Genomic DNA, 1,369 nt, shown 5'->3' on the forward strand with positions numbered 1-1,369 from the left:
GGCCGTGGAGGGGCGGCCCGCGGGGGAGGCCGCAGGCGTGCGGTGTGCCGCGGGCGGGCGGGAGGCCTGCGGTGGCCCTGTCTCAGGGGGCGGGGGGTGGTGCGGTCACCGTGCAGCGGAACACGCTCTCGCCGTCCTGGTGGCCGCTGACCAGTACGGACCTGCCCGGGCCCGGGGAGCCGGCGGTGGCGGGGTGCGCCTCGATGATGCAGGGGGTGTCGAGTTCGGCGTAGCGCTGGAAGCTGCCGGTGAGGGACAGGGGTACGAAGGAGCGGCCCAGGACCGTGGCCGTGGCCTGGCGGGCGGCCTCCATCAGCACCATGCCGGGCACGTGGTCGACCGGGTGGTCGAAGAGCACGGGGTGGCGGCTGTCCACCCTGAGCTGCCAGCGGTGGCTTTCGGCCAGGGGGGAGAGCACGACGTCCATGGGGGACATCCGCCCGACGCTCTGCGGCGCCACCGGGGCGGTGAGCAGGGGTCTGGCGTACTCGCCGGCGGGCGGGCGGTGGGCGCGCACGCGGCGGTAGACGGCCGGGGACATGCAGGAGAAGGAGGCGGCGCCGGCCGCGACGGGCCGGCCGTCGCGCCGGATCACCGCCTCGTAGCGCAGGCCTGCCAGGCTGTGGCCGCGCCGCTTGATCCGCGGGCAGCTGATGTCGAGTTCCAGGGACGCCGGCGCGCCGCCGACGAGGAGGTGCTCGGGGCGCACGTCGACGGCGAGGTCCCACATCAGGAAGTGGTGGCCGAGCGGGACACCGAATTCGGCGTGCGCCAGGAGCGCGCCGGCCTGGCGGACGGTCTCGGCCGCGATGAGCGGGTCGTGGTGGCCTTCGAGGGGGGTGAAGAAGCTGTGCCCGCGGGGCCACTGGGCGCTCACCGTGAAGCGGTCCGTGCCGGTGCGCTCCCAGTCGGTGAGCATGACCTCGGCGACGCTGGCGCGGTGGACGAACTCCTTGGGGACCGTGGTGGTCAGGGACGGGTAGCGCAGGACGCCGGTCCCGGCCGGTGCCGGGGTGTCCGAAGCGGTGGGCGAAGTGCTGGGTATCGCGCGTTCTGTGCGGAACGTGATCGCGGACATGTCTGATCCCCTTGAGTCGCCATGGCGTGCACTGATGAGTGGTGGTCCCCCGAGCAAGCAAGAAGATACATACCAACCGGTTTAATTTCTAGCGGTATCGCGCAGTCTGGCGGGGCGAGATGTGGAGCAGGCTGCTCCAGATCCGCCACCGATCTTCACTCCGTCCGGGGAGTACTGCCCGACCTGCGGATATCGCCCGGTTCCGGGTGGGGTGGGCGTGCGCGCCTCCGGCGGGCGCGGCGCCGGCCGTGCCCGCCGGGGTGGGGGGAGTGCGGCATCCGGCGGCGTACG

1 protein-coding gene is annotated in these 1,369 nt (G+C 73.3%); it reads right to left on the bottom strand.

Annotation, left to right across the window (positions count from 1 at the left end):
- Positions 1 to 82 precede the first annotated feature (82 nt).
- Positions 83 to 1,078: a ScbA/BarX family gamma-butyrolactone biosynthesis protein gene (locus tag AWZ10_RS46520; RefSeq protein WP_046706790.1), complete on the bottom strand. Its 996-nt coding sequence runs from the start codon at positions 1,076 to 1,078 to the stop codon at positions 83 to 85.
- Positions 1,079 to 1,369 lie beyond the last annotated feature (291 nt).

The organism is Streptomyces europaeiscabiei (genome assembly GCF_001550375.1).
GTDB classification, from domain to species: Bacteria; Actinomycetota; Actinomycetes; order Streptomycetales; family Streptomycetaceae; genus Streptomyces; species Streptomyces europaeiscabiei.

Bases quoted from the DNA above. Each gene is read 5' to 3' on its own strand.
- AWZ10_RS46520 (WP_046706790.1), bottom strand. From the start codon at position 1,078: ATGTCCGCGATCACGTTCCGCACAGAACGCGCGATACCCAGCACTTCG.